This window comes from Streptomyces sp. NPDC057428 (assembly GCF_042803195.1).
Lineage (GTDB): Bacteria > Actinomycetota > Actinomycetes > Streptomycetales > Streptomycetaceae > Streptomyces.
In genome coordinates this window covers 74,053-94,137 of sequence record NZ_JBHVCT010000017.1, presented here as the reverse complement: position 1 = coordinate 94,137, position 20,085 = coordinate 74,053, and the positions used below count along the sequence as shown (strand labels likewise).

At 69.8% G+C, this 20,085-nt stretch carries 23 protein-coding genes and 1 pseudogene; 2 read left to right on the top strand and 22 right to left on the bottom strand.

Annotated features, from left to right (window positions below):
- Positions 1-142: 142 nt before the first annotated feature.
- Positions 143-304 (top strand): Arc family DNA-binding protein, encoded by a 162-nt coding sequence (locus ACFU5K_RS09935; protein ID WP_384058702.1) that lies wholly within the window; start codon positions 143-145, stop codon positions 302-304.
- 333 nt (positions 305-637) lie between these two features.
- Here the strand turns inward: ACFU5K_RS09935 and ACFU5K_RS09930 are convergent, their stop codons facing one another.
- The 5 genes from ACFU5K_RS09930 to rpsB form a co-directional block, all read right to left on the bottom strand.
- Positions 638-1,714: a phosphatidate cytidylyltransferase gene (locus ACFU5K_RS09930; protein ID WP_384058701.1), complete on the bottom strand. Its 1,077-nt coding sequence runs from the start codon at positions 1,712-1,714 to the stop codon at positions 638-640.
- Positions 1,714-2,271 carry a ribosome recycling factor gene (gene frr, locus ACFU5K_RS09925; RefSeq protein WP_073726823.1) on the bottom strand — a complete coding sequence of 186 codons (558 nt, stop codon included), beginning with the start codon at positions 2,269-2,271 and terminating at the stop codon, positions 1,714-1,716. The genes ACFU5K_RS09930 and frr overlap by 1 nt, the downstream gene beginning before the upstream one ends.
- A 115-nt stretch (positions 2,272-2,386) precedes the next feature.
- The gene (pyrH, locus tag ACFU5K_RS09920; protein ID WP_384058698.1) at positions 2,387-3,163 is read right to left on the bottom strand and encodes a UMP kinase; all 777 of its coding nucleotides are present in this window, start codon (positions 3,161-3,163) and stop codon (positions 2,387-2,389) included.
- A 157-nt stretch (positions 3,164-3,320) separates the two neighbouring features.
- On the bottom strand, positions 3,321-4,157 hold the full coding sequence (gene tsf, locus ACFU5K_RS09915; protein WP_384058696.1) for a translation elongation factor Ts: 837 nt from the start codon (positions 4,155-4,157) through the stop codon (positions 3,321-3,323).
- Positions 4,158-4,258: 101 nt separating this feature from the next.
- Entirely contained in the window at positions 4,259-5,194 is a 936-nt protein-coding gene (gene rpsB, locus ACFU5K_RS09910; RefSeq protein ID WP_384058694.1) for a 30S ribosomal protein S2, read from the bottom strand.
- A gap of 277 nt (positions 5,195-5,471) precedes the next feature.
- On the opposite strand from rpsB, the pseudogene ACFU5K_RS09905 reads away from it, so the two are divergent.
- Positions 5,472-6,014: pseudogene (locus ACFU5K_RS09905) on the top strand (peptidoglycan DD-metalloendopeptidase family protein); the annotation flags it as partial.
- A gap of 173 nt (positions 6,015-6,187) precedes the next feature.
- Here the strand turns inward: ACFU5K_RS09905 and ACFU5K_RS09900 are convergent.
- The 17 genes from ACFU5K_RS09900 to ACFU5K_RS09820 all read right to left on the bottom strand — a co-directional run bounded on the left by ACFU5K_RS09900 (position 6,188) and on the right by ACFU5K_RS09820 (position 19,647).
- Positions 6,188-6,745 (bottom strand): TetR/AcrR family transcriptional regulator, encoded by a 558-nt coding sequence (locus ACFU5K_RS09900; protein WP_384058707.1) that lies wholly within the window; start codon positions 6,743-6,745, stop codon positions 6,188-6,190.
- Positions 6,746-6,838: 93 nt separating this feature from the next.
- Positions 6,839-7,675, bottom strand: coding sequence for an RNA polymerase sigma factor WhiG (gene whiG, locus ACFU5K_RS09895; protein WP_384058693.1), 837 nt, complete (start codon positions 7,673-7,675; stop codon positions 6,839-6,841).
- 907 nt (positions 7,676-8,582) lie between these two features.
- Positions 8,583-9,770 carry a DNA-processing protein DprA gene (dprA, locus tag ACFU5K_RS09890; RefSeq protein WP_384058691.1) on the bottom strand — a complete coding sequence of 396 codons (1,188 nt, stop codon included), beginning with the start codon at positions 9,768-9,770 and terminating at the stop codon, positions 8,583-8,585.
- Entirely contained in the window at positions 9,767-11,389 is a 1,623-nt protein-coding gene (locus ACFU5K_RS09885) for a YifB family Mg chelatase-like AAA ATPase (RefSeq protein ID WP_384058689.1), read from the bottom strand. Before ACFU5K_RS09885 ends, dprA begins: the two co-directional genes overlap by 4 nt.
- Positions 11,389-11,748 (bottom strand): YraN family protein, encoded by a 360-nt coding sequence (locus tag ACFU5K_RS09880; RefSeq protein WP_384058687.1) that lies wholly within the window; start codon positions 11,746-11,748, stop codon positions 11,389-11,391. Before ACFU5K_RS09880 ends, ACFU5K_RS09885 begins: the two co-directional genes overlap by 1 nt.
- 131 nt (positions 11,749-11,879) lie before the next feature.
- Positions 11,880-12,188, bottom strand: a complete 309-nt coding sequence (locus ACFU5K_RS09875) for a DUF2469 domain-containing protein (RefSeq protein ID WP_003965949.1) — start codon at positions 12,186-12,188, stop codon at positions 11,880-11,882.
- 63 nt (positions 12,189-12,251) lie between these two features.
- Entirely contained in the window at positions 12,252-12,740 is a 489-nt protein-coding gene (locus tag ACFU5K_RS09870; RefSeq protein ID WP_384058685.1) for an NUDIX hydrolase, read from the bottom strand.
- Positions 12,730-13,506 carry a signal peptidase I gene (gene lepB, locus ACFU5K_RS09865; RefSeq protein ID WP_384058683.1) on the bottom strand — a complete coding sequence of 259 codons (777 nt, stop codon included), beginning with the start codon at positions 13,504-13,506 and terminating at the stop codon, positions 12,730-12,732. Before lepB (ACFU5K_RS09865) ends, ACFU5K_RS09870 begins: the two co-directional genes overlap by 11 nt.
- Before the next feature lie 50 nt (positions 13,507-13,556).
- Complete coding sequence (lepB, locus tag ACFU5K_RS09860; protein ID WP_384058705.1) at positions 13,557-14,438, bottom strand: signal peptidase I; 882 nt, start codon at positions 14,436-14,438, stop codon at positions 13,557-13,559.
- Positions 14,356-15,414 carry a signal peptidase I gene (gene lepB / locus ACFU5K_RS09855; RefSeq protein ID WP_384058681.1) on the bottom strand — a complete coding sequence of 353 codons (1,059 nt, stop codon included), beginning with the start codon at positions 15,412-15,414 and terminating at the stop codon, positions 14,356-14,358. Before lepB (ACFU5K_RS09855) ends, lepB (ACFU5K_RS09860) begins: the two co-directional genes overlap by 83 nt.
- Entirely contained in the window at positions 15,407-16,180 is a 774-nt protein-coding gene (gene lepB, locus ACFU5K_RS09850; RefSeq protein ID WP_384058679.1) for a signal peptidase I, read from the bottom strand. The genes lepB (ACFU5K_RS09855) and lepB (ACFU5K_RS09850) overlap by 8 nt, the downstream gene beginning before the upstream one ends.
- A 45-nt stretch (positions 16,181-16,225) precedes the next feature.
- Complete coding sequence (rplS, locus tag ACFU5K_RS09845; RefSeq protein ID WP_384058677.1) at positions 16,226-16,576, bottom strand: 50S ribosomal protein L19; 351 nt, start codon at positions 16,574-16,576, stop codon at positions 16,226-16,228.
- A gap of 125 nt (positions 16,577-16,701) precedes the next feature.
- Positions 16,702-17,523 (bottom strand): tRNA (guanosine(37)-N1)-methyltransferase TrmD, encoded by an 822-nt coding sequence (gene trmD / locus ACFU5K_RS09840; protein ID WP_384058675.1) that lies wholly within the window; start codon positions 17,521-17,523, stop codon positions 16,702-16,704.
- Positions 17,523-18,113 carry a ribosome maturation factor RimM gene (gene rimM, locus ACFU5K_RS09835; RefSeq protein ID WP_384058673.1) on the bottom strand — a complete coding sequence of 197 codons (591 nt, stop codon included), beginning with the start codon at positions 18,111-18,113 and terminating at the stop codon, positions 17,523-17,525. Before rimM ends, trmD begins: the two co-directional genes overlap by 1 nt.
- A 105-nt stretch (positions 18,114-18,218) precedes the next feature.
- Entirely contained in the window at positions 18,219-18,458 is a 240-nt protein-coding gene (locus ACFU5K_RS09830) for an RNA-binding protein (protein ID WP_014153811.1), read from the bottom strand.
- 2 nt (positions 18,459-18,460) lie between these two features.
- Positions 18,461-18,898, bottom strand: a complete 438-nt coding sequence (rpsP, locus tag ACFU5K_RS09825; RefSeq protein WP_073745735.1) for a 30S ribosomal protein S16 — start codon at positions 18,896-18,898, stop codon at positions 18,461-18,463.
- Between the two features lie 155 nt (positions 18,899-19,053).
- Positions 19,054-19,647, bottom strand: coding sequence for a hypothetical protein (locus tag ACFU5K_RS09820; protein WP_003965961.1), 594 nt, complete (start codon positions 19,645-19,647; stop codon positions 19,054-19,056).
- Positions 19,648-20,085: the final 438 nt, after the last annotated feature.

Genomic DNA, 20,085 nt, shown 5'->3' with positions numbered 1-20,085 from the left:
ACGGCAGCGCGCCCACTCGGCATCGAGTCCGGCGAGCGCGGTCGACGACACGCGGAGGCGGTAGGTGTACCGGGCATGCCCGGACTCCGCACCCGTCTGCTGTCGTGTCGTCATGCCACCACTTTACCACTAGGATTGGGGTATGAATCATGAAGAAACCCGCATCACGCTCCGCCTGCCCACCGACCTCCATGCCTGGCTCACAGCACAGGCCAAGACGAACCGGCGGTCACTCAACTCCGAGATCCTCCACCGCATCGAAGGCGACTACAGCGCCGCCGCGGCAGACGCCGAATCGCCCTGACGGCGATTCGACTACCCCTGCCCTGCTCCCCAGGAGTCCGATTCCTCCCCGGCCTGAAGGCCGGGGCATCCTCGGAGGACTTCGGTGAACCGCGCCGCGGAGTGAACCAGCGGCAGTGCGCCACGACGCCACCGGCAGGCGGCCGTCGGCCGTGGTTCAGGTGGGTCTTCCTGGCGGTCCGGGTCCCGTGCCGGGATGTTCGTGCTCGTACGACTCCGCAGGAACGGCTGGAAGTCTCCCCGCCGCCGTTGACCGGGCGCACGCGAACGGGGCCCGCCGTCCTGTGGACGGCGGGCCCCGTTGACGGGACGCGAAGCGGTGGGTGCGGCCGTATCAGCCGGATCCGACGAACAGGACCAGCAGCAGCCACACGACCGGAGCGCTCGGCAGCAGGGAGTCGAGCCGGTCCATGATGCCGCCGTGGCCGGGCAGCAGCGTGCCCATGTCCTTGATCCCCAGGTCCCGCTTGATCATCGACTCGCCCAGGTCCCCCAGAGTGGCGCTGGCGGCGACCGCGAGGCCCATCAGCAGGCCCTGCCACCAGGTCCCGCCGTCGATCAGGAACTGCATGCAGAGCGCCCCCGCGACCATCGCGAAGCCCACCGCACCGAACAGGCCCTCACGCGTCTTGCCGGGGCTGATGCGCGGCGCCAGCTTGTGCGTGCCGAAGCGCCAGCCGACGGCGTACGCACCGGTGTCGCTGACCACCGTCAGCATGAGGAAGGTGAGCACGCGCCAAGCACCGTCGTCCGCGGTCAGCATCATCGCGACGAACGTGGCGAGGAACGGCACGTAGAAGACGGCGAAGACACCGGCCGTGACGTCCTTGAGGTAACCCTCGGGCGGCTCCGTCATCCTCCACACGAGCACCGCGAGCGCCGTGAGCGCCATGGCGACCCAGGCGCCCTCGGACCCCCGCGCGTATCCGGCGACCACCATCGCGGCCCCGCCGACGGCAAGCGGTACGAGCGGCGCGTTGATGCCCTTGCGTTCCTTGAGGCGGGAGGTCAGCTCCCACAGCCCGACCACCACCGCCAGCGCGATCACACCGACGAAGACGGCCTTCACGATGAAGAGCGAGCCGACGACCAGGGCACCGAGGCCGACGCCCACCCCTATGGCGGCACGCAGGTCACGCCCCGCACGCTTCTTGTGCGGCTGTGGAGGCAGCGGGGTGGACATGGGCTCCTGCGGGCTCTCGTCACGGAACAGGGGGCCGCTGACGCGCGCGGCGTCCCTGTTCCGGTCGGCAGCGTCTCTACCTTCGTCGGGAACGTCCGGCACGATGGGCATGGGCCGAGTCTGCTGGGCGGCGTGCACATCGTAGGCAGGACCCGCCGGGGCCGCCCCCATCTCGGGCGTGCCCCGGTAACCGGCTCCCTGCGGGGCGCCCCAGGAGGAGTCGTTCATCAGACTTCGAGCAGCTCGGCTTCCTTGTGCTTGAGCAGCTCGTCCACCTGCGCGACGTACTTCGCGGTGGTGTCGTCGAGCTCCTTCTCGGCGCGGCGGACCTCGTCCTCACCGGACTCCTTGTCCTTGACGAGCTTGTCGAGCGTCTCCTTGGCCTTGCGACGGATGGAGCGGATCGAGATCTTGGAGTCCTCGGCCTTGGTCTTGGCGACCTTGATGTACTCCTTGCGGCGGTCCTGCGTGAGCTCGGGGAACGTCACGCGGATGATGTTGCCGTCGTTGCTCGGGTTGACGCCGAGGTCGGAGTCACGGATCGCCTGCTCGATGTTGCGCAGCGCCGTCTTGTCGAACGGGGTCACCACGGCCATCCGCGGCTCGGGAACCGAGAACGAGGCGAGCTGGTTGATCGGGGTCAGCGCGCCGTAGTAGTCGGCGACGATCTTGTTGAACATCGCCGGGTGCGCACGGCCGGTACGGATCGCGGCGAAGTCCTCTTTCGCGACCACGACGGCCTTCTCCATCTTCTCCTCGGCCTCGAGGAGGATTTCTTCGATCACCACGTGCTCCTGCGTGTCTTGAGCGGACCCGGCATCGTCGGGCCCTGCGGATCCTGCGTCGCGTCCTCACCTGCACGGTGTCCGACCGGCAGGCCGTTGTCCATCTTTCGGGCGGTCAGGCCCGGGTGCCCTCGTCGCTCACCAGCGTGCCGATCTTCTCACCCTTGACCGCTCGGGCGATATTGCCCTCCGCCGTCAGCTCGAAGACGAGGATCGGGAGCTGGTTGTCACGGCACAGCGTGATGGCGGTGGCGTCGGCGACCCTGAGGTCACGGGCGATGACCTCGCCGTACTCGAGAGCGTCGAACTTCACCGCGTCGGGGTTGGTCTTCGGGTCGGAGTCGTAGACCCCGTCCACGCCGTTCTTCCCCATCAACAGCGCCTCGGCGTCGATCTCCAGTGCACGCTGGGCCGCGGTCGTGTCGGTGGAGAAGTACGGCATACCCATGCCGGCGCCGAAGATCACGACGCGCCCCTTCTCCAGGTGCCGCACGGCACGGAGCGGGATGTACGGCTCCGCGACCTGGCCCATGGTGATGGCGGTCTGGACGCGCGAGTCGATGCCTTCCTTCTCCAGGAAGTCCTGCAGCGCCAGGCAGTTCATGACGGTGCCGAGCATGCCCATGTAGTCGGACCGCGCCCGGTCCATCCCGCGCTGCTGGAGCTCGGCGCCACGGAAGAAGTTGCCGCCGCCGATGACGACCGCGATCTCCGCGCCGTCCCGTACGACCGCGGCGATCTCGCGGGCGATGGTGTGCACGACGTCGGGGTCGACGCCGAGGCCTCCGCCACCGGCGAAGGCCTCGCCGGAGAGCTTCAGCATGAAGCGCCCGGAAATCGTGCCGTCGTCGCGCTTGTGGTCACCTTGTGTGGCGTCCGCGCCCTTGTTCATGGAGATTCTCCTCGTGCACATACGAAGAAGGCCATTGCCGGTGGGTCTGTTGTCCCTCAGCGGCAATGGCCTCCTCGTCAGATCTGCGGTCGTACGGCTGAGTGCGGCCGACGACTGCACCAGACCCTATCGGGTCCACCGTTGTTCGCGGACGGACTCAGATGCCGACCTTGATACGCGTGAAGCGCTTCAGGGCGACACCGGCCTCGTCCAGAACCTTCTGGACGGACTTCTTGTTGTCCAGCGCGTAGGGCTGGCCGAGGAGGGTGGCCTCCTTGAAGAAGCCGTTGACGCGACCCTCGACGATCTTCGGGAGCGCGGCTTCGGGCTTGCCCTCGGCGCGCGTGGTCTCCTCGGCGACGCGGCGCTCGGCCTCGACGATCTCGGCGGGGACGTCCTCGCGGGACAGGTACTTCGGGGCGAAGGCGGCGATGTGCTGAGCGAGGCCCTTGGCCAGCTCGGCATCGGCCTTGTCCAGCTCGACCATCACACCGATCTGCGGCGGCAGGTCGGGCATGGTGCGGTGCATGTAGACGGAGATGAAAGCGCCGTCGAACTGCGCGAAGCGGTCCAGGACGATCTTCTCGCCGAGGTTGGCGTTCGCCTCGTCCACGTATGCCTGAACGGTCTTGCCGGACTCGATCTCCGAGGCGAGGAGCGCCTCGATGTCGGCCGGAGAGGTCGCGGCGACGTGGGCTGCGAGCGTGTTGGCGACGGCCTGGAACTTGTCACCCTTGGCGACGAAGTCCGTCTCGCACTTCAGCTCGAGCAGGACACCGGACGTCTTGTCCTCGGAGACGAGGGAGACGACGGCACCGTTCTCGGCGGAACGGCCCTCGCGCTTGGCGACGCCCTTCTGACCCTTGATACGGAGCGCCTCGACAGCGCCGTCGACGTTGCCGTCGGCCTCGTCGAGGGCCTTCTTGCAGTCCATCATGCCGGCGCCGGTGAGCTCGCGGAGCTTCTTGACGTCAGCGGCGGTGTAGTTCGCCATGAGTCTGGGTTCTCTCTCGAAGTCTGAAAGATCTACGGGTGGACGGCGGGGACGGTGCCTGAGCACCGGCCCCGCCGTCTTTCAGCCGTGACTGACGGGCGTCAGGCCTGCTCGGCGTCCGCGGCCGGAGCCTCGGCGGCGGGGGCCTCGGCAGCGGTCTCGGCCTGCTCGGCAGCGGCGTCGGCCGGCTCGGCGTCGGCGACCTTCTCGGTCTCGGCGGAGGACTGGACCTCGGGGGTGTCCTCGGCGTCAGCCTTCTTGTCGCCCGCGAGCAGGTCGCGCTCCCACTCGGCGAGGGGCTCGCCGGCGGCCTTCTCGCCCGGCTTCGAGTCACCGGTGGCGGCACCGGAACGGGCGATGAGGCCCTCGGCGACGGCGTCGGCGATCACGCGGGTGAGCAGGGTGACGGAGCGGATCGCGTCGTCGTTACCCGGAATCTTGTAGTCGACCTCGTCGGGGTCGCAGTTGGTGTCGAGGATCGCGACGACCGGGATGTGGAGCTTGCGCGCCTCACCGACGGCGATGTGCTCCTTCTTGGTGTCGACGATCCAGACGGCGCTGGGCACCTTCTGCATCTCGCGGATACCACCGAGGGTCTTCTCCAGCTTGGCCTTCTCGCGGGAGAGAACCAGGAGCTCCTTCTTGGTGAGGCCGGAGGCGGCCACGTCCTCGAAGTCGATGAGCTCAAGCTCCTTCAGACGCTGAAGGCGCTTGTAGACGGTGGAGAAGTTGGTGAGCATGCCACCGAGCCAACGCTGGTTGACGTACGGCATGCCGACGCGCGTCGCCTGTTCGGCGATGGCCTCCTGGGCCTGCTTCTTCGTACCCACGAACATGATGGAGCCGCCGTGGGCGACGGTCTCCTTGACGAACTCGTAGGCGCGGTCGATGTACGACAGCGACTGGAGCAGGTCGATGATGTAGATACCGTTGCGCTCGGTGAAGATGAAGCGCTTCATCTTCGGGTTCCAGCGACGGGTCTGGTGACCGAAGTGGACGCCGCTTTCCAGCAGCTCCCGCATCGTGACGACGGCCATGGCCGTACTCCTTGAGGTACTCGGTTGTCGCGACCGCAGGATTGCTGTCGCGCCTGACGCCCCGACGCGCCGTGCCACGAAGGACCGAGAGGCGCGGCCATCGTCCACAGAGAGGGAGATGGAGGGGCGTGCGAAGTCGACCCGGTGACCCGGATCGCCAGAAGAAGTGTACGGGACCCGTCGGGTGCCGGGTGACGGCGATGTCCACAAGGGCTCGGTCGTCCACAGACCGGGTCCATGATCCCCGCGGAACGGGCTGCCGGGGGATCGTTCGGTCATGCGCCGCAGACCTCTGACCAACGTAGTCCGGCCCCCCTCCGTCCGCCCTTCGCGGGCCCGCCCACCCACCGCGTTCCTCGCAGCCCTGCTCGCCTCGTTACCGGCGGCGCTGCTCGCCGTCCTGCCGGGATCCGCCGTCGCGTGGGCATCGGCACCGGCGTCGACGAGGGTGTCGGAGCCGACGCCGGTGGGGCCTCCGGCATCGGCGGGTGCGCCCTCGGGAGCGGACGGGGGCCGGGCCTGGCCGCTGGCAGGCCGGCCCGTGGTCGTACGGGGCTGGGAGCCGCCTGCCGGTCCGTACGCGCCAGGACACCGCGGCGTCGACCTCGGCGCACCACCGGGCACCCCGGTGCGGGCGGCGGCCCCGGGCCGGGTCGCCTTCGCGGGCCCGGTGGCGGGGCGCGGGGTGGTCTCCGTCGACGTGGCCGACAGCGGGGAGCCCCCGCTCCGCTTCACCTACGAGCCGGTGCGGGCGCGGGTCGCCGAGGGCGACGAGGTGTCCGCGGGGCAGGTGGTCGGGGTCGTCGGGCCTGGACCCTCTCACTGCGCCGCCGGGTGCCTGCACTGGGGGCTCAGGCGCGGTGACGCCTACCTGGATCCTCTGAGCCTGGTGCCGCCCTCGATGCTGCGGCGCGGGCCCTCCCGGCTGCTGCCGGTGCTCGGCGTACCGCTGCCGGACGCCGGCCCGAGGTCGGGCCAGGCCCGCACGTCAGGTCAGCCCCGCACTCCGCGCAGGATCATGGCCACGGCGGTGTCCGCGACGACACCCGGCTCCTCCGCCGCACCCAGTTCGATCCTGCGGACGGCGGCGTCGACTGATCCCTGGAGCAGCATGGCCGCCAGTCTCGGCTCGGTGTGGCCGAGGTCCGCCAGTGCCTCGACGATCATGGCGATCAGCCCGCCGTGCGCGGCACGGATCTTCTCCCTGGCACCCGTGTCCAGTTCGCTCGCGGAGATGGCGACGACCGCACGGTGCCTGCGGTCCCCCACCAGGTCGAGTTGCCGGCGCACGTAGGCCTCGATCTTCGCCTCCGGCGTGCCGGCGCGGTCCATGGCGTTCTCGACGTCGGCCGCCCAGACGGGGAAGTCGACGGCGCAGAGCTCCTCCACGACGGCGGCGCGGGAGCGGAAGTACTCGTAGACGGAGGACCTGGCGAGGCCGGTGCGCTCGGCGAGGGCGGGGAAGGTCAGCGCCTCCGTACCGCCCTCGGACAGCAGGGAGCGAGCGGCGTCCAGGAGGGCGCCGCGCTGCATGGTCCGGTGCTCGGCCACGGAGGCCGCTCGAATCCTGGGCACCCGTCCACTCTACGGCGGCCTCCGCCGGAAGAGGGTGGGCTTCCGCGGCCGGGTGGCCTGGGCCCCCGGTCAGCGCCCGGCGTCGGCCAGCTTCGCGCGGAGCTGCAGCACGGATTTGGTGTGGATCTGGCTGACCCTGCTCTCCGTCACCCCGAGGACGTTGCCGATCTCGGCAAGGGTGAGCCCCTCGTAGTAGTAAAGGGTGACCACGGTCTTCTCCCGGTCCGGGAGCGTGTTGATGGCGCGGGCCAGTAGCCGTCTGAGTTCACGGTCCTCGGCGACCTCGACCGGGTTGTCGGCGGCCGTGTCCTCGAGGGTGTCCATCAGGCTCAGCCGGCCGCCGCCCTCGCCTCCGACATGGAGCAGTTCCTCCAGGGCCACCACGTTGGCGAGCGACAACTGGCTGAAAACGGTGTGCAGTTCTTCCAGGGCGATGCCCATCTCGGCGGCAACCTCGGCCTCCGAGGGCGTACGCCGCAGCTGCGCCTCCAGAGTGGCGTAGGCGCGCTCGACGTTGCGCGCCTTCTGCCGGACGGACCTGGGAATCCAGTCGAGCGCGCGGAGTTCGTCGATCATCGCACCGCGGATCCTGGTGATCGCGTACGTCTCGAACTTGATCGCGCGCTCGATGTCGAACTTCTCGATGGCGTCGATCAGCCCGAACACACCCGAGGAGACGAAGTCCGCCTGCTCCACATTGGACGGCAGTCCGACACTGACCCGCCCGGCGACGTACTTCACCAGAGGCGAGTAGTGCAGGATCAGCTGCTCGCGCAGTCGCTCGTCGCCGGTGCTCTTGTACGAACGCCACAACTCGTCGAGCGAGGAGGGGGCGGGGGGGCGCACAGTGCCACGCGCAGCCGGTGGGACTGCCGCGCGGTCAGACCCGGAGGTGTGCTGGGGCATGTGGTGCCTTGAGCCGTTCTGCTGTGGGAGTGCTGGGACGTGTCTCTGGGGCGGATTCCTTGTGAGCGTAGCGTGACTGAGGCATTGCGGTGCGCGCAGGACAAGGGAACCGTGCGGTGCGATTTCGTTCCATTTCCCCCATCAGTGACGCGTCCGAAAACGGGGGAAGCCACCGCGCGCACCGGCCCCTGGAGGCCTGACCGGGTGCTGCTGAGGTCATCGGCAACACCTTTTCACCCGAATGCTCCGGGTCAAGTACCGCCTCGCCGCACGTCCTCATTGCGTGTGGGTACCGGCGTCAACGGCCATCGGTCGCCCTCGCGTTCGACGAACCCCAGTCAGTGTGGTTCGCACAAGAGGCCGAGGGCTTGGCTCTGTTGCCGCAGGGAAATGGTCTGAACTCGAGCCGGCCCTCGGGCCGGCTACTCGCAGCGAGGAAGCGGGCGGAGGTGCATCCGGACATACAGGCGCACGAACAGGGGTCCGGGCGCGCTCGGACGGACGCACAGGCGCATCGGCACATGGGCACAAAGGCGCATGGGCGCCGACGCAGGCAGAAAGCAGAAGACAGGCAGACAGGCAGACAGGCTGAGGAGCCACCTGGCCACCGGGCCGATCGCCACGTGCACCCGGCTGCGAGGATCATGCAGGGTCCGGGCCCGGATCTCACCGTCATGGGTGAACCGGACGTCGAAGACCTGAGCACGGTCACCACGCGCCATGCCGCAGGGGCCACCGTCGGCCCGAAACCGGCACCCGGCGGTCCGACGGCAGCGGATTCGAGGGCCCCGGTGGACGCGCGGAGACCTCCCGGGACCCCGATGAGATACCACGCGCCACCGGCGACCCGGCGGCAGGCGTACCGTCCACCCGCGCCCGACGAGCGAGCCGAGGGGCAAGGCGGGAGCTACGGCGGCGCGTCGTGGGCCTCCGGCCGAGGGGTCACCACCAGCCTCCAGCCGTTGCCCTCGCGTTCGACGAATCCCAGCGAGTGCAGTTCGTACAGCCGGCCCTGTGTCTCGTCGGCGCCCGTTCCGGCCGCGCGGGCCACATCAGGCACGCTCATGGTCCCCCTGCGGGGAAGCGCGTCCAGCACGCGTGCGGCGACTGTGTCCAGCCGGTCCCTCGGCAGCACCGGGCCGCGCCGGACCGGAGCCAGGTCGCCGATGCTCCCCACGAGTTCGGCCACCTCCGACGCGTCGGTGACCAGAGTGCCCTCACCGCGCAGGAGTTCATGGACTCCGGACGACAACCCGCTGGTGGCGGGTCCGGGGACGCCCATCGTGTGACGTCCCAACCGCTGTGCGCTGCGAGCCGTGACCAGCGAGCCGCTGCGGTACTCGGCCTCCACCACCACCGTCCCCCGTGTCAGCGCGGCGATGACGCGGTTCCGCATGACGAACCTGCTGCGGGTCGGATGAGCCGAAGGCGCCAACTCGGCTACGACCAAACCCTGTTCCGCGATACGCCCGATCAGCTCGGTGTGCCCCCTGGGGTAGGCGACATCCACCCCGCAGGCCAGCACCGCGATGGTCGCTCCATCGGCGGCCAGCGCACCCCGGTGGGCAGCGGCGTCCACCCCGAACGCCGCACCGGACACCACCACCCAGCCGCGTTCCGCGAGCCCCGCGCCGAGTGCCGCCGCCATGTGGGCCCCGTACGGGGTACACGCCCGGGCACCGACCACCGCGACCGAGCGCAAGGCCCAGAGCCGGAGGTCGGGGGTACCCCTGACCCACAGCCCGATGGGGCGGGCGTCGCCCAGGTCGTCGAGCTGGGTCGGCCACTCCCGGTCGCCGGGGCAGAGGAACCGCCCGCCGATCGCCGACACGTCCGCCAGATCCCGTCCCGGATCGACGCCCGACGCCCGTAGACGACAGCCCGCGAGACGCGTGGCGCTCGCCCCCTCCAGCCTCTGCGCCGGTCCGTCACCGCCGGTCAGGCGCCGCATCAGCTCGACAGGACCCATCTCACGGAGCCAGCGACCGCCGCGCTCGTCCCCTGGTTCGAACACGCGGGTCAGTGCGGCGCGTGCCAGCCGCTCCCGGTGACCGTCGGGCGGCGAGCCCTCCCCCTCGGCCGCCGACCCGTTCACGAGGCTCCCGCCCGCATCGGGACGCCGCGCTGGATGCCCGTCCGGAGTTCCAGGGCGACGGCGATGTCCGAGGCATCGGGCCGGTCGGAAGCTCTCAGGTCGGCCACCGTCCAGGCCACGCGCAGGACCCTGTCCAGCCCGCGGGCCGTGAGGGCGCCGCGCTCCATGTCACGCTCGGCGGCCGCCAGCGCACCGGGGGCCGCGACCAGTCGCGTACGCAGCTCGTGCCCGGGCACCTCGCTGTTGGTCGTCCACGGCGTGCCGGCGAGACGTTCGGCGGCCCTTGCCCTGGCCTGTCGCACCCTGGCGGCCACCTCCGCCGAGGACTCTCCCCGGCCGCCGCCGCCCATCAGGTCGGCCCTGCTCACCGGTTCGACCTCGACGCGCAGATCCACCCGGTCCAGCAGTGGACCGGACAGCCGTGCCTGATAGCGGCGGACCGCGGAGGGCGCGCATTCGCAGCCCGACCCGGACAGGGTGTGCCTGCCGCACGGGCAGGGGTTCGCCGCGAGGATCATCAGGAAGCGCGCGGGCAGCCGCACGACCCCGGCCGCGCGGGCGACCACGACGTGTCCGGACTCGAGCGGCTGGCGCAGCGCGTCGAGCGCCCTCCCCGAGAACTCCGGTGCCTCGTCCAGGAAAAGGACGCCCCGGTGCGCCAGTGACACCGCTCCGGGCCTGGGCAGGCCGTTCCCCCCGCCCACGAGTGACTGCATCGTCGCCGAATGGTGCGGAGCGCAGTACGGCGCCCTGCCGATCAGCGGCTCTCCCGGCGGGAGGATGCCGGCGACCGAGTGCACCGCCGTGACCTCAAGGGATTCCCGCCGGGTCAGCGGTGGCAGGATCGCCGTGAGCCGCTCGGCCAGCATGGTCTTCCCCGCGCCGGGCGGCCCCGAGAGAAGCAGGTGGTGCCCGCCCGCCGCCGCCACTTCCAGGGCCGTGCGCGCCCGGGCCTGGCCCGCGACGTCGGCCAGGTCCGGCCGGTGCCCCGCGCCGTCGGCGGAGAGCGGCACCAGGCCAGAGCCGAGACCCGCACCCGGGACCATCAGCCCGGCCAGCATCGCATCGGGGCGGCCGAGGTCCGCGGCCGGCTCGTCCGGTACCGGTTCGTCACCGAGGACGGCGATCAGCTGGCGCAGACTCCGCACGCCGAGGACGGAGATGCCCGGCACCAGGGCGGCCTCCCCCGCCGTCTGCTCGGGGACCACGACCTGGCGGTACCCCGCCTCGGCCGCCGCGAGCACCGAGGGCAGCACCCCGCGCACGGGCCGCACCCGGCCGTCCAGGCCCAGCTCCCCGATCATCACCACGTCCGCGATGGCCGCCGGGTCGATCCGCTCCGCCGCTCCGAGCACGGCGCACGCGACGGCGAGATCGAAACCCGAACCACTCTTCGGGACAGAGGCGGGGGAAAGACCCACCGTGAGCTTTTTCTGCGGCCACTCCGCCCCGGAATTGACGATCGCGGCCCTGACCCGGTCCCTGCTCTCCACCAGGCTCTTGTCCGGCAGCCCGACGAGCGTGAAGGCCGCCACGCCCGGTTCCAGATCGGCCTGGACCTCCACCACAACGCCCTCGACGCCGACCAGGGCCACCGAGCACGCCCGCGCGAACCCCATCAGGCCACGCCCCGGACGTGCTGGACGACCGGAGCGCCCCGCCAGGGGACGAGGACCCCGACCAGATCGATCCGGGCGCCGCCCGGCGGCGGCCCGCCGTGCCGGTCGAGCCAGATCTCGGCGAGCCTGCGGAGCCGGTCGGCCTTGGCCGGTGTGACCGCCTCCATCGGATGCTCGAAGGAACCCGCCCTGCGGGTCTTCACCTCACAGACGACCACCGCGTCGCCGTCCCTGGCGACGATGTCGAGCTCTCCCGCCCGGCACCGCCAGTTGCGCTCCAGTACGGCCATCCCGGCGTCCGCCAGCAGCCGCGCCGCCAGGTCCTCGCCGTACCGCCCGAGTGCCCCCCGTGCGTTCATTCGGCACCACCTCCGGCACCGACGATGACGCCTCACGCCCGATCCGTTGGATCTTGGTGGATAACCTCGTCATTGTGGAAATCCCGGCCACTCGGACGAGTGAGCCGGGACACCGGGGAGCACCGTCGGCATCAGCCGCCCGGGAGCTCGAGGTCGCTCTTGTTGAGCTCCTCGATGTTCACGTCCTTGAACGTCAGAACGCGGACCTGCTTGACGAACCGGGCGGGCCTGTACATGTCCCAGACCCACGCGTCCGCCATGGAAACCTCGAAGAAGACCTCGCCCTGAACGGAGTGCACCTGCATCTCGTAGTCGTTGGTGAGGTAGAAGCGCCGTTCGGTCTCGATCACATATTTGAACAGACCGACGACATCGCGGTACTCCCGGTAGAGCTTCAGCTCCATCTCGGTCTCGTACTTCTCGAGGTCCTCGGCACTCATGGCATGTTCCCCTTCAGCCGTGCGTCCCCCTATTGTGCGTCAGCCCAGCGCACCCCTGACCGATTAGGCGATTTCGGGGGCGAGGACCAGCGGAACACTCGGGGGACCCTCGTCGAGCAGCGTGCGCAGCAGCCCGGCGAGCCTGGTCGGGTACACCGTCTCACGGGTGGCCAGGAGTTCGGCGGACGTCCACCACCTCAGGCCGGCAACGCTGCGCTGCTCCAGCTCCGTGTGCCCTTTCCGGTCCGTCGAGGTCTGCGACGTACGGGCCAGGAAGTACCACTCGTCCTGGTCCCAGCGCCGCCCGTCGAACGGGAAGGAGCAGACCCGCGTCCACAGCAGCGGACCGAGCGTGACGTCCGTGATCCCGGACTCCTCCGCGAGCTCGCGGAGGGCGGCCTCCTCACGGGTTTCGTCGCCCTCCAGCCCGCCGCCCGGGGTGAACCACCAGGTGTCGGCCGGGTCCTCGGGCTCGAAGCCATGCAGCAGCAGGATCCGGTCGTCGGGGTCCAGGAGGACCACCCTCGCGACCCTGCGCGCCTCAGCGGGCACCGGCGGACGCCTTCGGGCGCTTCGGACCGCGGGCGGACCGGGCCGCGAGGGGGCCGTATGCCGCTCCGCCCAGGATGAGTACCACTCCCACCACCAGGGCGCCGGCCTGCAAGGGCAGGGGCCCGCTGGACGACACCCCTCCCGGCAGGGACGCGAAGGCTTCCGGCCGGCCGATCATGCCGTTCAGGGGCCACGCCACGGCGTCCACACGTGCCTGGACAGCACTGCGCGGTACGGACCCTTGGCCGGGGTCCTCCAGATGCACGCGGGAGTCCATGGAGGTGTTGCGCTCGTCCCCGAGGAGGAAGAGCTGCCCCTTCGGGACATCGGCCGTGAACTTCTGGACGGAGGCGGTTGCCTTACCGTCCTCGCCGACGAGCGACGAGGCACCGTCCGCCCGCAGATACGGTTCATCGATGGGCTTGCCGTTGATGGTGAGGCGGCCGTCCTTGCCGCAGCAGACGATCCTGTCACCGCCCACGCCCACGACACGCTTGACCATCGGCACATCGCCCCAGGCTGCGTCGGTGAAGACGACCACGTCACCACGCCGGACGTCGTTGCCGTCCACCCGCTCCGCGAGTACCCGGTCCCCTGCGTCGACCGTCGGTGTCATCGAGTCGGTCGGCACCGTGTACGGCGCGTAGACCACCGCTCCCCAGGCGAATCCGCCGAGGAAGAGCACACAGCCGACGGCCACGGCCAGGTTCGACACCACAGTGCCGAGCCGGCCGCGGCCGTCATCAGTACGTCCTGTTCCACTCATCCCAGCGCTCCCCCATCGGAGATCGACAATCGCTGATCCGAGTCGGCACCCTACCCGGCGGTACGCCCATGGGTCAGCCTGCGGCGACGCCAGAACACGAGGGGGAGCGCACCGGCTACACCGAGTGCTCCCGGCACGGCGGCGGAGGCGGCCGCGTTCAGCCCGGGCTGGTCGAACGTCTTCGGAACGGGGAGCGTCGCCCAGCGGTTGACCGGCCAGGCGATCACGATCGCACGTCCGACGACCTCGTCGTTGGAGACGGTACCGCCGCCGGGAAGCTCCTGGTGGTACCGGGAGTCCAACGAGTTCTGCCGATGGTCGCCCATCACCCAGATCCGGCCCTCGGGCACGTGGATCGGCCCGAACGGCTCGTCGTCGCACGCGCTGTTGCCCTGGAAGATGAACGACTTGTCGTCCAGCGCCTTGCCGTTGACCGTGACCGGTCCGTTCTTCTTGCACTCGACCGTGTCGCCGCCCACCGCGATGACCCGCTTGATCAGGTCCTTCTCCTCGGCGGACGGCATGAGTCCGATGAAGCTCAGGAACTTCTGCACCGCGTTGGGGTCGGGCGTCGCGGTGTCCTCGAGCCAGCCGCCCGGATCGTGGAAGACCACGACCTCGCCGCGCTCCGGCTCGGAGCCGAACCACGGGGTCAGCTTGTCGACGAGTACCCGGTCACCCCGCTGAAGGGTGTTCTGCATCGAGTCCGAGGGGATCGAGAACGCCTGCACAAGGAAAGTCTTGATCAGCAGCGCGAGAATGAGCGCGATACCGATGAGGAGCGGCAGTTCCTTCCAGAACGAACGCGGTTTCTTCACCGCCTTACTGCCGCCGCCCTCCGGCTCGCCCTCACTGCCCGCTCCCTCCGGGACGCCCTCGTTCGAGGGCCGGTCCTCGGATTCGTCGTGTCCGGATCGTGCGCCGACCGCCAAATCCCCCACATCCACTCCTCACTCCGTGCCACCGCCCGCGTCGGATTCGGCGCAGGCCCACCACTCCCATAACGAGCGGGAGTTCCGCAGGGGTCGGGAGCAGGACCATTCCGTTGCGATCCTGGGGGAACAGACTATTCGACGGGCCCGGCCCCGCAGTCGTCCCGGCACGTCCGTCGGGAACCGAGGCATACGTCCCGGGCTCCTCCAGCCTGCGCCAGTGACCGAACGGCCAGGCGATCACGACGGCCCTGCCCACGACCTCATCCTCTGAGACCGTGCCGTTTCCGGGCTTGTCGAGATGGAAGCGGGAGTCCGCGGAGTTGGACCGGTGGTCGCCCATCACGAAGATCCGGCCCCGAGGAACCTTTACCTCGAATTTGAGAGTGGACGGCACATCGCCGGGGTTCAGATAGGGCTCGTCGAGCGCCACACCGTTGACCGTGATCCTTCCGTCGGTGCCACAGCACTTCACGGTGTCGCCCCCGACGGCCACCACGCGTTTGATCAGGTCCTGCTCGTCCTCGGAGGGCAGCAGCCCGATGAACGTGAGCAGTTCCTTCATCTGCTTGACACCCGCCGGCGGGTCCTCGGTGGCGGGCGCCTCCTGCTGCAGCCAGCCGCCGGGGTCCTTGAAGACGACGACGTCGCCCCGCTCGGGCTCGGAGCCGAACCACGGGGTCAACTTGTCCACCAGTACCCGGTCGCCGATCCTGATCGTCTGTTCCATCGACCCGGAGGGGATCACGAAGGCCTGCACGAGGAAGGTCTTCAGCACCAGCGCGATCAGCAGGGCCACCAGGACGAGGAGCGGGATCTCCTTGATCGCCGACCTGCGTCTGCGGCGTTTCACCTTGCGGGCGAGCTTGCGCCGCTCCGCCCGCGTGGGCAGGGAGCGGGCGGCCGTCGGCCGCGATCCGGTGGGCAGCGGAGGACTCGCGTCGTTCTCGTCGCGGCCGCGCCCCCGGTTACCCATGGTCCGCGCCTGCCGGCCGTACGCCCGCGAAGGCTTCGGTCCCCTCCAGGGGGCCCAGCCTGCCGAGCGGCCAGCCGAGCCAGTCGACCCGCCCGATCACACGGTCGACGGGCACCATGCCGCCCCCCGGCTCCCCTAGGTGGTCCCGTGAGTCGCGGGACCTGCTGCGATGGTCGCCCATCACCCACAGGGTGCCGCCGGGCACCACGATGTCGAAGGCGACCTCGGACGGCCTGTCCCCGGGGTGGAGGTAGTCCTCGCGCACCGCGGTGCCGTTCACCTCGAGCCTCCCCCGCTTGTCGCAGCAGACCACCCGGTCACCCCCCACGCCCACCACCCGCTTCACGAAGTCCGTTCCGGCGGGCTCGGCCAGTCCCAGGGACGCGGCCGCCCCGCGCAGCAGTTCGCCCACGGGGTCGCCGCCGGCGTCGGGCTCCTGCACGAAGGATCCGGTGCCGTCGAAGACCACCACGTCGCCGCGCCGGGGTTCGGAGCCGAAACGGTACGCCAGTTTGTTGACGAGTACCCGGTCCCCGACCCTCAATGTGGGCTCCATCGATCCGCTGGGGATGAGGAAGGGCTGGAGCACGAACGCGCTGAAGAGCAGCAGGGCGGCGGTGCAGACCATGCCCAGGAAGGCGGTCCGGCCCCAGGACACCGACCCCGGGAACCGGTCCCGGACATGCGTGGAGCGCGACCCCTCCTCCGTCCCGTCTGCGGGGCCTGAGGAACGATCGCGCTCCGTGTGCTGTGCTTCCGTGTTCATCGGGGCCGGATTCTATCCGGCCGCGCTGTGGACGCCGGAGGTGAGTCAGCGGTCGCGCTTCTCCTTGATCTTCGCGGCCTTGCCGCGGAGCTCACGGAGGAAGTACAGCTTGGCGCGACGGACGTCACCGCGGGTGACGAGCTCGATCTTCTCGAAGATCGGGCTGTGCACCGGGAAGGTGCGCTCGACGCCGACGCTGAAGGAGACCTTGCGGACCGTGAAGGTCTCGCTGACGCCCGAACCCTGGCGACGGATGACAACGCCCTTGAACTGCTGGATACGGGAGCGGTTGCCCTCGATCACGCGCACGTGGACGTTGACGGTGTCACCCGGGCGGAACGCCGGGAGGTCGGTACGGAGCGAGGCGGAGTTGACGCCATCGAGCAGGGAAGCCATGTTGTCTGCTTTCTTCGCCGATGCCACAGGTCATCGACGGGAGAGAGTGAAAGTTCGGATGCTTATCACATCGGGCGGGCGTCTGTCCCCCTGTGGCAGGGGCGCACGCCGGACGTACAGCGGGCCTATTCTTCCACGGCCCCCGGCCTGCGCCAAAATCGGCCGCCCGGCTCCGGGGACCAGCCGAGGATGGAGAGGATCTCGCGGTCCTTCTTGTCGAAGCCGGTCGCCTCGCAACGCTCGATGAGATCAGGCCGGTTGAGCGCGGTACGACGGAACGCCTCGTCCCGACGCCAGCGCGCGATCCGCCCGTGGTGCCCGCTGAGCAGCACCTCCGGGATACCGCGCCCGCGCCACTCGGGGGGCTTCGTGTAGACCGGGCCCTCCAGGAGGTCGGCCATGGCTCCGGGCGCGAAGGAGTCGTCCCGGTGCGACTCGGCGTTGCCGAGCACCCCGGGCAGCAGCCGTGCCACGGCCTCGGTGATCACCAGGACGGCGGCTTCCCCGCCGGCCAGGACGTAGTCCCCGATGGAGACCTCGACGACGGGCATCCGGGTCGCGTACTCGTCCGTCACCCTGCGGTCGATGCCCTCGTAGCGGGCGGGGCTGAAGACCAGCCACGGCCGCTCCGACAGCTCCACGGCCAGCTCCTGCGTGAAGGGGCGGCCACTGGGCGTCGGCACCACGAGAACCGGCGAGTGCGCCCCGGCCTCGTATCCGTCGGCCAGCGCCTCGTCCAGGGCCTCGCCCCAAGGGCCGGTCTTCATGACCATGCCGGGGCCGCCGCCGTAGGGGGTGTCGTCCACGGTGTTGTGCCGGTCGTGGGTCCAGTCCCGGAGGTCGTGGACGTGTACGTCGAGGCCGCCCCGGGCGCGCGCCTTGCCGACGAGGGAGACGTTCAGGGGGTCGAGGTACTCGGGGAAGATCGTGACGACGTCGAGCCGCATCACGCGTCGCCCTTCTTCCCGTCGTCCGCCGTGTCGTTACCGGCCCCGTCCTCGTCACGCGCGGACGCGAGGACGGCTTCACTCTCGTCGATCAGACCGGGTGGCGGCGTGATGACGGCACGCTGCTCCTCGAGGTCGATCTCGGAGACGATCTCCTCGACGAACGGGATCATCACCTCGCTGCCGTCCGGACGCTCCACGATGAAGAGGTCCTGCGAGGGAAGGTGCGTGATCTCGGTGATCCGGCCGATCTCGGTGCCGTCGGCGAGGACGACATCGAGGTCCATCAGCTGGTGGTCGTAGAACTCCTCGGGATCCTCGGGCAGTTCCGCGGGGTCCACCTCCGCGATCAGCAGGGTGTTGCGCAGGGCCTCGGCGCCCGTGCGATCGCGCACCCCCTCGAACCGCAGCAGCAGCCTTCCGCTGTGCACCCGGCCGGTCTCGATGGCCAGCGGCCCCACGTGGGCGGGCTCGGTGGCCAGGACGGCGCCGGGCCCGAGCCGGAGCTCGGGCTCGTCGGTGCGCACCTCGACGGTGACCTCGCCCTTGATGCCGTGGGCGCGACCGATCCGCGCAACTACCAACTGCACGCTGTTTCTCCCGGTGATCTCTTACTGAGGAGGCGGTGATGTACGGACGACAAAGGCCGGGGACGGCTCGAAAGCCCTCCCCGGCCCCGGCCGGTGTTCAACTCTTCAGCGAACCTGGTCCACGTCGACGAGGTCGACCCGGATTCCACGTCCTCCGATGGCACCCACGACGGTACGCAGGGCGCGCGCGGTGCGGCCGTTACGGCCGATCACCTTGCCGAGGTCGTCGGGGTGAACCCGGACCTCGAGCACGCGTCCACGGCGCAGATCGCGCGAGGCGACCTGCACATCGTCGGGGTTGTCGACGATGCCCTTCACGAGGTGCTCAAGAGCCTCCTCGAGCATGCTCAGGCCTCGGTCGACTCGGTGGACGCGGCGTCGGCCGCCTCGTCCGCCTTCTTGTCCGACTTCTTGGCCTTCTGGGTGATGGCCTCACCCTTGGCCTCGTCGCCGTCCGTGGCCAGGGCCTCGAACAGGGCGCGCTTGTCAGCCTTGGGCTCCGGCTGCAGGAGCGGCGCGGGGGCCGGAAGACCCTTGTGGGCCTGCCAGTCACCGGTGAGCTTCAGGATCGCGAGGACGGGCTCGGTCGGCTGGGCGCCGACGGAAAGCCAGTACTGCGCGCGCTCTGCGTTGACCTCGATGCGGGAGGGGTTCTGCACCGGGTGGTACAGACCGATCTCCTCGATGGCCCGGCCGTCACGGCGGGTGCGCGAGTCGGCGACGACGATGCGGTAGTGAGGCGAACGGATCTTGCCCAGACGCTTCAGCTTGATCTTGACTGCCACGGAAGTGGTCTCTCCTGGTCTGTGACGTGGTTGGGCACAAAAGATGCCACGTGGGGTTGCGGTACTCGGGTGCCCGATGGACGCGTCAGCCGGAGGAGAGAGGGGTCCTGTGCGACTGTCGAGTACAGCTGACCATTGTGCCACACCGCATCGGGTCACCCCACCGCGACCGCCGCTTCCGGGATGCGGAAGGGCTTACCGCATCCGCCGCACACGATCGGCGCCTGGGCGAGGACCGACGGGACGACGCGGACGTTGCGCCCGCAGTCGCAGACGGCCTTGACCCGTACCCCTCCCCCGGACGAACCGTGCCGGGCGGCGGGGCCGCGGAAGGAACGCTTGGTGTCCGCGGCGGTGGCGACGGTGTGCGCCTTGAGCGCACGCTGCAGCCGTTCCGTCGTGGGGCGGTATCTGCGTTTGGCCTCGGGATTCAGTGTCACCAACGAGAATCCGCTGCTGGGGTGGGGCTCCTCGGCGTGGTCGAGGCCCAGCTCCTCCGCGATCGCTAGGAAGCGCCGGTTGTGGTAGCGGCCCGCCCGGGAGGTGTCCCGGACACCTCTCGCGGCTGCGATGCCGTGGACTGCTTCGTGGAGCAGCCGTTCGAAGGAGAGTTCGGCGCCACAGGCGGACGAGGACTCTCCGATCAGGGACTCTGGCGCGGCAAGATCGGGCAGCTCGGGGTGGTACCGCTGAATGTCGGCCCACGCCTGTGCCAGCTCTGCGGCAAGTACAGGTGGTGTCGTGCTCACGTCGTGACAACGAGCCTGGGGGCTCCGGTGTTCCTATTCCGGGGCATCCCAAATAATTTGCACGTACCAGTCAGTTCCTCTTGATGCGTCCCGACGAGGGCGGGTGCGCAGATCAACGGAGGAGACTCACAGCTCACACCAAGGTGGGGCGTAGCAACTCGTACGCACCCGCGCGCATACGGCACCGTCAGGGGAGGGTACCCGGCACGGAATGGGGTCGCGCACCGGCGGTGGCGCGGGCGCGGAGCGCTCGACGTGCTGCGCCCCGCGTGTCGGGTAAGACTGTGAGGAAGCGAGCGGCCGGCGCATCGCACCCCGGCGTCCGCGCTCACCGCGCGGCGCAGGGGGCGCACGACGGGAGCACGCGAGCAATGCCATCCCACCCCGTCCGACCTCTGGACGGGACCGCCTGTGCGGAGTTCCCTGGCGTACGGGGGC

What these genes read in the sequence shown, in the direction of transcription:
- whiG (WP_384058693.1), bottom strand. Translation starts at nt 7,675, where the DNA reads ATGCCCCAGCACACCTCCGGGTCTGACCGCGCGGCAGTCCCACCGGCT.
- ACFU5K_RS09875 (WP_003965949.1), bottom strand. Translation starts at nt 12,188, where the DNA reads ATGAGTGCCGAGGACCTCGAGAAGTACGAGACCGAGATGGAGCTGAAG.
- rplS (WP_384058677.1), bottom strand. Translation starts at nt 16,576, where the DNA reads ATGGCTTCCCTGCTCGATGGCGTCAACTCCGCCTCGCTCCGTACCGAC.
- rpsB (WP_384058694.1), bottom strand. Translation starts at nt 5,194, where the DNA reads ATGGCCGTCGTCACGATGCGGGAGCTGCTGGAAAGCGGCGTCCACTTC.
- trmD (WP_384058675.1), bottom strand. Translation starts at nt 17,523, where the DNA reads ATGCGGCTCGACGTCGTCACGATCTTCCCCGAGTACCTCGACCCCCTG.
- ACFU5K_RS09880 (WP_384058687.1), bottom strand. Translation starts at nt 11,748, where the DNA reads ATGAACGCACGGGGGGCACTCGGGCGGTACGGCGAGGACCTGGCGGCG.
- ACFU5K_RS09930 (WP_384058701.1), bottom strand. Translation starts at nt 1,714, where the DNA reads ATGAACGACTCCTCCTGGGGCGCCCCGCAGGGAGCCGGTTACCGGGGC.
- tsf (WP_384058696.1), bottom strand. Translation starts at nt 4,157, where the DNA reads ATGGCGAACTACACCGCCGCTGACGTCAAGAAGCTCCGCGAGCTCACC.
- ACFU5K_RS09885 (WP_384058689.1), bottom strand. Translation starts at nt 11,389, where the DNA reads ATGGGGTTCGCGCGGGCGTGCTCGGTGGCCCTGGTCGGCGTCGAGGGC.
- ACFU5K_RS09935 (WP_384058702.1), top strand. Translation starts at nt 143, where the DNA reads ATGAATCATGAAGAAACCCGCATCACGCTCCGCCTGCCCACCGACCTC.
- pyrH (WP_384058698.1), bottom strand. Translation starts at nt 3,163, where the DNA reads ATGAACAAGGGCGCGGACGCCACACAAGGTGACCACAAGCGCGACGAC.
- lepB (WP_384058681.1), bottom strand. Translation starts at nt 15,414, where the DNA reads ATGGGTAACCGGGGGCGCGGCCGCGACGAGAACGACGCGAGTCCTCCG.
- lepB (WP_384058683.1), bottom strand. Translation starts at nt 13,506, where the DNA reads ATGAGTGGAACAGGACGTACTGATGACGGCCGCGGCCGGCTCGGCACT.
- ACFU5K_RS09830 (WP_014153811.1), bottom strand. Translation starts at nt 18,458, where the DNA reads ATGCTCGAGGAGGCTCTTGAGCACCTCGTGAAGGGCATCGTCGACAAC.
- lepB (WP_384058679.1), bottom strand. Translation starts at nt 16,180, where the DNA reads ATGAACACGGAAGCACAGCACACGGAGCGCGATCGTTCCTCAGGCCCC.